The sequence below is a fragment of the Hypericibacter sp. genome (assembly GCF_050729195.1).
Classification (GTDB): domain Bacteria; phylum Pseudomonadota; class Alphaproteobacteria; order Dongiales; family Dongiaceae; genus Hypericibacter.
In genome coordinates this window covers 1-7,741 of record NZ_JBOHKS010000263.1, presented here as the reverse complement: position 1 = coordinate 7,741, position 7,741 = coordinate 1, and the positions used below count along the sequence as shown (strand labels likewise).

The 7,741-nt window shown below is 65.2% G+C and carries 7 protein-coding genes; 4 read left to right on the top strand and 3 right to left on the bottom strand.

Features of this window, described 5'->3' with window-relative positions; all coding sequences use genetic code 11:
- Positions 1-97 precede the first annotated feature (97 nt).
- On the bottom strand, positions 98-1,105 hold the full coding sequence (locus tag ACREE8_RS21290) for a GlxA family transcriptional regulator (protein ID WP_431575027.1): 1,008 nt from the start codon (positions 1,103-1,105) through the stop codon (positions 98-100).
- A 130-nt stretch (positions 1,106-1,235) separates the two neighbouring features.
- Here ACREE8_RS21290 and ACREE8_RS21285 point away from each other — a divergent pair, with 130 nt between their 5' ends.
- The 4 genes from ACREE8_RS21285 to ACREE8_RS21270 all read left to right on the top strand — a co-directional run bounded on the left by ACREE8_RS21285 (position 1,236) and on the right by ACREE8_RS21270 (position 6,010).
- The gene (locus tag ACREE8_RS21285; RefSeq protein WP_431575026.1) at positions 1,236-2,378 is read left to right on the top strand and encodes an aromatic ring-hydroxylating oxygenase subunit alpha; all 1,143 of its coding nucleotides are present in this window, start codon (positions 1,236-1,238) and stop codon (positions 2,376-2,378) included.
- A gap of 150 nt (positions 2,379-2,528) precedes the next feature.
- On the top strand, positions 2,529-4,205 hold the full coding sequence (locus ACREE8_RS21280; protein ID WP_431575025.1) for a choline dehydrogenase: 1,677 nt from the start codon (positions 2,529-2,531) through the stop codon (positions 4,203-4,205).
- A 50-nt stretch (positions 4,206-4,255) separates the two neighbouring features.
- Positions 4,256-5,029 carry a class II aldolase and adducin N-terminal domain-containing protein gene (locus ACREE8_RS21275; RefSeq protein ID WP_431575024.1) on the top strand — a complete coding sequence of 258 codons (774 nt, stop codon included), beginning with the start codon at positions 4,256-4,258 and terminating at the stop codon, positions 5,027-5,029.
- A gap of 210 nt (positions 5,030-5,239) precedes the next feature.
- Positions 5,240-6,010, top strand: a complete 771-nt coding sequence (locus tag ACREE8_RS21270; RefSeq protein ID WP_431575023.1) for an SDR family NAD(P)-dependent oxidoreductase — start codon at positions 5,240-5,242, stop codon at positions 6,008-6,010.
- A gap of 82 nt (positions 6,011-6,092) precedes the next feature.
- On the opposite strand, the gene ACREE8_RS21265 is transcribed toward ACREE8_RS21270, so the two are convergent.
- Positions 6,093-7,172, bottom strand: coding sequence for a hypothetical protein (locus ACREE8_RS21265; RefSeq protein WP_431575022.1), 1,080 nt, complete (start codon positions 7,170-7,172; stop codon positions 6,093-6,095).
- 357 nt (positions 7,173-7,529) lie between these two features.
- On the bottom strand, positions 7,530-7,741 hold a 212-nt coding region (locus tag ACREE8_RS21260; protein ID WP_431575021.1), incomplete at its 5' end, for a zinc-binding dehydrogenase.

Here is a 7,741-nt window from a genome sequence, read left to right as displayed (position 1 = left end):
GCTCGAGGGATATGCCCTCGCTACCGAGATGCAAAATGTGTGAATCCCGTAGCCCCTTGCGGGAGGGGGTAGGGGGAGGGGTGCTCGCAAACTCATTCTATCCCTCCCTTCGCATCGTCGGCGCAGAGACGATCTGCCGGCGGTCGTGGCTCGGCGCAATTCCGAATCTCGCGCGGTAGGCGCGGCTGAAATGCTCGAGCGAGCCGAAGCCGGCGCTCATCGCGATCTCGGTGACGCCGAGATCGGTCTGCTGCAGCAGCGCATGCGCCTTGGCGAGACGGATCCGCATGTAATGGCGTGCCGGGCTGCTGCCGAGCTCGCGCTCGAACAGGCGCTGCAACTGGCGCATCGAGAGCCCGACCCGCTCCGCGACGACGGGGCAGGAGAGCGGTTCCTCGACCGTCTGCTCCATCAGCGTGATCGCCCGGCGCAGGATCGGATCGGCCACCGGCCTTCGCCCGGCGCCAGGCACCGGCTGCGGCTCTTCCGGCGGCCGGATGCGGTCGAGCAGCAGATGGCCCGCGATCTCGGCGGCCAGCGCCTCGCCATGCTGCGTCGCGATCCAGGCCAGCATCATGTCGAAGACGGCGCTGCCGCCGGCGCAGGTGAGCCGACCCGGCGCCATGGTGTAGAGCTGCTGCACGGCACGCGCCCGGCCATGGCTTTCCTGGAAGCCCTGCAGATTGTCCCAATGGATTGCGGCCGGCTGGTCCTCGAGCAGGCCCGCGGCGGCGAGAAGCTCGGCGGCGGTTTCGATCGCACCCATGGCCGCGCCATGGCGCGCCACGCGCCGCAGCCAGGCGCGCAATCTGCGGTCGCCGGTCTGGCGCTTCACATCGAAGCTCGCCAGCAGGAAGAGGGCGTCGAACCGCACATCCTCGGAGACGGCGCCGTCGACCGCGACCGACGTGCCATTGCTGGCGCGCACCGGCAACCCGTCGAGCGACAGCGTCTCCCAGCGATAGAGCGGGCCGCCGCTCAGCCAGTTGGCGATGAAGAGCGGCTCGATCGCGGCCGAAAGACAGATCTGTGGGAAATCCGGCAGCAGCAGGAAGCCGATGCGCTGGGTCTGGGGGGCCGGGACGGGGCTCTCGGGGCGTTTCATGCTCTGATAAATTACGACAGAAATCGGGCGTAATCCATCAAGTCCGATGGCCCCAGACCCATAGGGTGAAGCCAAGTGGTTCCGCCGGCCCGGAACCCAAATTCGCGCTATCCCGAGAGAGGACGACCCCATGATTCCGCAGAAGACGCTGGACTGGAACCCGGGCGATCCCGAGCGGGCCATGAGCCTGCCCGCACGCTACTTTTACGACGAGGGCGTCTTCCGCGAGGAACGCGAGAAGATCTTCTATCCGGCCTGGCACTCGGTCGCGCATGAGAGCGAGTTCGAGGAGATCGGCTCCTATGTCGTCACCGACATCTTCGACCAGAGCGTGATCGTGATGCGCGGTGCCGACGGCCAGCTCCGCGCCTTCCACAATGCCTGCCAGCATCGCGGCAACCGCCTGCTGCATGACCGGCGCGGCAAGACCCATGCCGTCATCCGCTGCGGCTACCACTCCTGGTGCTACAACCAGGATGGCACGCTGCGCACGGCGCCGCGCACCGAACGGCTCCAGGGGTTCGACAAAAGCCAGTTCGGCCTGAAGCCGGTGCGGCTCGAGACCATGGGCCGCTTCGTCTTCATCAATCTCGATCCCGATGCCGCCCCGCTCGCCTCGATCACCGGCGGTGCCGAAGACGAGATGCGCCGCTATCTGCCCGACCTCGACCGGATGAAGCTGGTGAACGAGGTCGACGTGGTCGTGCCGGCGAATTGGAAAGTCATCATGGACAACTCCATCGAGGGCTATCATTTCGGCCTCTCGGGCCCGGTCCATAAGCATCTGGCGAGCCTGATCGACTTCAAGGGCTACAGTCTCACGGCGCATGACAAATGGTGGACCTATATCGGCCCGCCGATGCCGGGCGCCAATTCCGCCTATGGCGAATCGCTCGCGGGCGCCACCTGGCAGACCGAATGGTTCTTCAATATCGGCGTCTGGCCGAACACGACCTTCTACTGCTTCCCCTTCTCGGACATCCTCGGCACCTTCGTGATGATTCCGCTCGAGCCCGAGAAATCGCTGCTGCGCTTCGGTTACTACGCGCCGGGCCATCGTCCGCTGGCACAGGTGACCAAGGCCTGCATCCGCTGGATGAACGAGGAGCTGGGGCCGGAGGACATCCAGCTCAACGTCACCCAGCAGAAGGGCCTGCGCTCCTTCGGCTACGACCAGGGCCGCTATATCATTGACGCCGAGCGCAGCAACGAGAGCGAGCATCTGGTCCATCACTTCCACAAGCTCTGCTACGACGCGATCCGCGCGGCGTAAGGCAAGGCGCGGGGCATCGTCTCGTATGAACACACTCTTTTTCCCTGTCATTGCCGGGCTTGACCCGGCAATCCAGCCTTCGTCGGCCCTGGATCGCCGGATCAAGTCCGGCGATGACAGGTCGGGGCCTGGGGTGGCGTGGAGTTCGTAATGCCCACTAACGGTGCCGCTCACGGCTACGACTATGTCATCGTCGGCGCGGGCTCGGCGGGCTGCGTGCTGGCGGCGCGGCTGACCGAGGATCCCGAAGTCCGCGTGCTGCTGCTGGAGGCGGGTCCGCGCGATCGCGGCTGGCCGATCCATATGCCGTCGGGCATGGGGCGGCTGCTCTCCAACGACAAATTCAACTGGGCCTATATCTCCGAGCCCGAGCCCTATCTCGACAATCGCGTTCTCGCCCATCCGCGCGGCCGCGTGCTGGGCGGTTCCTCCTCGATCAACGGCATGATGTATGTGCGCGGCCATGCGCGCGACTATGACCGCTGGGCGCAAAGCGGTTGCCGCGGCTGGTCCTATGCGGAGCTGCTGCCCTATTTCAAGCGGGCCGAGCATCACGAGCGCGGTGGCGACGATTATCACGGCGGCGAAGGACCCTTGCGCGTCTCGACGCCAGGCGGCGAGCTGCCACCGCTGCAGAAGGCCTTCGTCGAGGCCGGCGTCCAGGCCGGCTATCCCTACACGCCCGACGCCAACGGCCATCAGCAGGAAGGCTTCGGCCCGATGGACCGCACCACCCATCAAGGGCGGCGCTGGAGCACGGCCCGGGGCTATCTCTCCCAGGCCGAGACACGGCCAAACCTGACGGTGGTCTCCGGCGCGCTCGCCCTGAAGGTCGTGCTCGAAGGCCGCCGCGCGGTCGGCGTCGAATACGCGCAAGGGAGCGCGGTCGAGACGGCGCGGGCCGGGCGCGAGGTCATCCTCTGCGGCGGCGCCATCAACTCGCCCCAGCTCCTCCAGCTCTCCGGCATCGGCGCGCCCGATCATCTCCAGTCGATCGGAATCACGGTGCGCCATGACCTGCCGGGGGTGGGCGCCAATCTCAACGACCATCCCGACGTGGTGATCCAGCATCTCTGCAAGCAGCCGGTGACGCTCTACAGCGCGGCGCAGGGTCCGCGGAAGATCATGGCCGGGCTCGAGTGGCTGATGTTCAACAGCGGGCCCGCCGCCTCGAACCATTTCGAGACCGGCGCCTTCATCCGCAGCCGGCCCGGCATCGAGCATCCCGACCTGCAGCTCACCTTCATGCCGCTGGCTGTCAAGCCGGGCACGGTCGAACCGGTCCCCGGCCATGCCTTCCAGGTCCATCTCGACCTGATGCGGGCCCACAGCCGGGGCTGGGTCAAGGCCCGCTCGGCCGACCCCAAGGCCCCGCCCTCGATCCGGTTCAACTATATGCAGGACCCCCGGGACCGCGAGGATATGCGCCAGGGTGTCCGGCTGGTGCGCGAGGTGCTGGCGCAAAAGGCCATGGCCCCCTATCGCGGCGAAGAACTTTCGCCAGGGCCGAACGCCCGGTCGGACGAGGCCATCGACGCCTGGGTGCGCCAGGGGGTGGAAACCTGCTATCATCCGGTCGGCACCTGCAAGATGGGCTCCGCCAGCGACCGCATGGCGGTGGTGGATGAAAGCCTGAAATTGCAGGGGCTGGAGGGCTTGCGGGTCGTGGACGCCTCGGTGATGCCGAACATCGTGAGCGGCAATACCAATGCGCCGACGATCATGATCGCCGAGAAGGCGAGTGATATGATCCGAGGCCGGCCGGCCCTGGCGCGTTCCCAGGCGCCGGTCTGGTTGCACCCGGCCTGGGAACGGGCCCAGCGTTAACGAGAAGACGAAGCGGGCAGGGTTCCGCTTCCGCATCAGGAGGACGAACTATGGCTGTCGTGACGTCATTGCGGTCCCGGGATTACGGGCTGGACGATCAGGAAGTGCGCCAGGCGCGGGTCGATCTCGCCGCGGCGTTCCGCTGGATCGCGCGCCTCAACATGCATGAGGGCATCGCCAATCATTTCAGCGCGGCGGTCTCGGCCGACGGCACCAAGTTCCTGATGAACCCGCGCAATCGCCATTTCTCGCAAGTGCGCGCTTCCGAGCTGCTGCTGCTCGACACCAACGATCCGAAGACGATGGAGCGCCCCGACGCGCCCGATCCGACCGCCTGGTGCATCCATGGCCGGATCCATGCGAACCTGCCGAAGGCGCGCTGCATCATGCATCTCCATCCGAAATACTCGACGGCGCTGGCCGCCCTCGAGGACAACAACATGTATCCGATCGACCAGAACACCATGCGCTATTACGGCCGCATGGCGTTCGACAACGACTATGCCGGCATGGCGCTGTCGGAGGACGAGGGCGATCGCCTCTCTCTCGCCATCGGCGACAAGCCGGTGCTGATGATGGCGAACCACGGCGTGCTGATCGCCAGCTCCTCGATCGGGCTCGCCTTCGACGAGATGTATTACTTCGAGCGCGCCGCCGAGACGCTGATGACGGCCTATGCCACGGGCAAGAAGCTCCGCGTCGTCTCCGACAACATCGCCAAGCTCACGGCCTCGCAGTGGACCGACTATCCCTCCATGGCCGACGACCATCTCAACGAGATCAAGGCGATCCTCGACAAGGAAGAGCCGGAATATCGCAGTTGACAAACATCCTCGCCCCCTTCCGTTGAGGGAGGGGGTTGGGGGTGGGGCGGAAGCCCATCTTTGTTTGTCACCCCGGCGAATGCCGGGGTCCACGAACACCCATCGCGCAAGGCTTGGCACGGTCCGCGTTCATGGATGCCGGCCGGAGCCTGTCCTCTCACAGGCCTACGGCCTGATGCGGGGGCCGGCATGACAACGAGTCCGATCCCCATGTCCCTCTCCCGCTTCAGCCTCGCCGGCAAGACCGCCATCGTCACCGGATCGGGGCGGGGCCTCGGTCGCGCCATCGCCAAGGGCATGGCGGAGGCGGGGGCTTCGGTCGTGACCTGCTCGCGCACGGGTTCGGAAGCGGAATCGGCGGCAGCCGAGATCAAGGCCGCCGGCGGCAAGGCCAAGGGCTTGCGTGTCGACACCGCGGACCGGGCCGACTGCTTCCGGCTGGTGGCGGACGCGCTGGCAGCCTTCGGCCGGCTCGACATCATGGTCTGTAACGCCAGCATCGATGCGCCGATGCCGGCCGAGCAGATCGACCAGGCGACGCTCGACAGGATCCTGGGCGTCAACGTCGGTGGCTATCTCTATTGCGCCCAGGCCGCGTTCGAGCCGATGGCGAAGCGGGGCGGCGGCTCGATCGTCATGACGTCGTCGAACGGCAGCCTGGTCGCCTTCCCCGGCATCGCCGCCTATTGCGCGTCGAAGGGCGCCGTCGACCAGCTGGTGCGCACGCTCGCCGCCGAATGGGCGCCGCGCGGCATCCGCGTCAACGCCTTCAACCCCGGCTATATGGAACATGCGATGACCGGGACCGAGGGCTATGACTCGGATCCCGAGGTGATGGACGCCGTTCGGCGCATGACACCGATGCAGCGCCGCGGCCGCGTCGAGGAGATCGTCGGGCCGGCGATCTTCCTCGCCTCCGACGCCGCCTCTTTCATCACTGGCGTGGTGCTGCCGGTCGATGGTGGCTGGACGGCGATCTAATTCTCTCTCGCCAAATTCCTACGAAGAAGCGAGGCCCGCCCGCATCTGCAGACGGGCCTCATTCGTTTGGATCGCAGTTTCCTTATGCGACCTTGTCGGGTTTGCGGAACGCCCGGATCACATTGTCGCGCAGGATCTGCGTCGAGAGCGCGGCACCCAACCGCTCGGTCAGCTGCGGCTCGAAATATCGATGCACATAGAGGGAGTCGCGATCATACTGCCATTTCTGCGGGTTGACGAAGGTCGAGGCATCCGCAGAAACGAGAACCTGCTTGTCGTAGCCGGCTTTGACCATCCCTTCGACGCGATCGAGCATCGATTTGTCGTCGGTCGGCCCATGGAAGAACGGGTCGGAGCGCGCGCCGATGGCGTCGTACTGGACCGTCGCTCCCATTGACGCGACCTCCTTATGCTCGTCGAGCTTCGAAGGCTGTGCGTGGCCCCAGACGAACCTTTTGAAATCGAACTTTTCGCTCTGGAGCGTGGCGATCACCTGCTTCGTCGCTGCGTAATGCGGGCTGTGCAGCGAGATCGTCGAGCCGGTCTCTCGGCCCGCGATCGCGGCGGCACGATGGATCATCGTATCGGTCTCCGTCGGACCGTCCTCGGTCGTCGCCATCTTGATGAAGCCGGACCTGATTGGAGTCTCGTCCACACCCTTGCTCAGATCGTCGATGAAACGCTGCGCGATCTGATCGGCGTTGAGGCCGGCGAAGGAAGGCGGAATCAGGCTCTTATAGATTCCCGTCGGGCTGACAATATTGAGCCCGGTCCGGCGCGAGACGTCGCGCAGCAGCAGCACGTTGCGGCCGACGCCGATATTGGTCCATTCGATGATGAGATTGATATCGAGGCTGACCAGTTCCAACCCGCGGTTGACGCAGGTCCCGAGCGCGGCGTCCCAATCGACATTCATATAGTTGGGATCGTTGGGCCCGAAGAAGTCGACATACATATGCTCATGCGCCAGCGCCTTCTTGACCGTGGCCCCGTCGATGGGCCCGAGCACCGTCTGCATCTTGAAGGCGTCGACCTCGGACGCGGCCAAGGCCGATCTCCGGGACAGAGCGAGGCTGAGGGCGAAGGCCGATCCGGCCAGAAGGGCCGAACGGCGCGACAGATGGGGACCGCGGGCTGCGGTCTTGATCGAAGTCTCGGTCATGGTGTCCTCCCTATGTGCCTCCTTCTGGAGGCTTGGTGTCGGCGAAATCAGCCGTTCCTTGCGACGGGAACCCTGTGCCGAAGCGGGCTTCGAAACAGGCACAATCCATCCTCTTCGGGGCCGACCCACCACGGCAACCCCAAATTGAACCATCATTGGACCAACGATAGGCCAATGACGTGCAGTGCTTCGAAATTAGGGATAAAATCCGCTGATTTCAAGCACTCAGAATTTGAACCACGATTGAACCAATCGAAATCGAACCAAGATTTCTAGACCGGCGCACGCACAAGTGGCAAGCGCGGGAGCGCAATGCGCTCATGGCGCTGACGGGGATATCCGATGGTTCGAACGCTCTTACGGCAGGAGGATCGTCGATCCCGTTGTCTCGCGCGCCTCGAGGCGGCGATGGGCTTCGGCGGCGTCGCGGAGCGCGAAGCGCTGGCCGATATCCACTTTCAGGATCCCGCGTTCGATCGCGGAAAAGAGCCGCGCGCTCGAGGCCCGCACCTGCTCGGGTGCGCCGGCATAGTGGCCGTAATTGGGCCGCGAGATCTTGGCGGACTTGG

What these genes read in the sequence shown, in the direction of transcription:
- ACREE8_RS21290 (WP_431575027.1), bottom strand. Translation starts at nt 1,105, where the DNA reads ATGAAACGCCCCGAGAGCCCCGTCCCGGCCCCCCAGACCCAGCGCATC.
- ACREE8_RS21285 (WP_431575026.1), top strand. Translation starts at nt 1,236, where the DNA reads ATGATTCCGCAGAAGACGCTGGACTGGAACCCGGGCGATCCCGAGCGG.
- ACREE8_RS21280 (WP_431575025.1), top strand. Translation starts at nt 2,529, where the DNA reads ATGCCCACTAACGGTGCCGCTCACGGCTACGACTATGTCATCGTCGGC.
- ACREE8_RS21275 (WP_431575024.1), top strand. Translation starts at nt 4,256, where the DNA reads ATGGCTGTCGTGACGTCATTGCGGTCCCGGGATTACGGGCTGGACGAT.
- ACREE8_RS21270 (WP_431575023.1), top strand. Translation starts at nt 5,240, where the DNA reads ATGTCCCTCTCCCGCTTCAGCCTCGCCGGCAAGACCGCCATCGTCACC.
- ACREE8_RS21265 (WP_431575022.1), bottom strand. Translation starts at nt 7,172, where the DNA reads ATGACCGAGACTTCGATCAAGACCGCAGCCCGCGGTCCCCATCTGTCG.